This is a genomic window from Haloferax sp. Atlit-10N (genome assembly GCF_003586325.1).
GTDB classification, from domain to species: domain Archaea; phylum Halobacteriota; class Halobacteria; order Halobacteriales; family Haloferacaceae; genus Haloferax; species Haloferax prahovense.
Genome location: NZ_PSYX01000130.1, coordinates 1 through 491, shown reverse-complemented (window position 1 = coordinate 491; position 491 = coordinate 1). Strand labels below are relative to the sequence as shown.

The 491-nt window shown below is 67.2% G+C and carries 1 pseudogene; it reads right to left on the bottom strand.

The features are described 5' to 3' along the window. Nucleotides 1–290: pseudogene (locus C5B91_RS21510) on the bottom strand (NADP-dependent oxidoreductase); the annotation flags it as partial. Nucleotides 291–491: the final 201 nt, after the last annotated feature.

Below are 491 nucleotides of genomic sequence, written 5' to 3'. Positions count from 1 at the left end.
CCGTTACCGCTCACGAGGTCGCCCGCGTCGTACGCGTCGCTTTCGCTTTCGACGACTTCACCGACGACGGCCCCCTGCATCGGGTCACCGACCGACCACGGCTCGGCGTACGACTCCGCGTCCCGCATCCGGCCGCGCATGTACGGGTCGACAGAGAGGTACCGCACGCGAACGAGGAGTTCGCCGTGTCGCGGCTCCGGGAGGTCGCCCTCGCGGAGTTCGAAGCTGTCCATGTCCGGTTCTTCCTCGGGCCGTTCGGCGAATATCCACTGGCGGTTCGAATCGCGCATACGTGAACACCGACCTGCGGACCAACGACGGTGTTGCTTCCAGCAGCACCCGCCGGTTCGACGAGGGATATCGGGTGTCGGGGTCCGTGCTCCACCGCGACGAGTCGCGCACGTCACCTTCGCTGAACCCAGCCCCTATCTGGCCGGGGCGACTACGGGACAGCGAACGATGCAGGTCGCAGTCATCGGCGCGAACGGCGG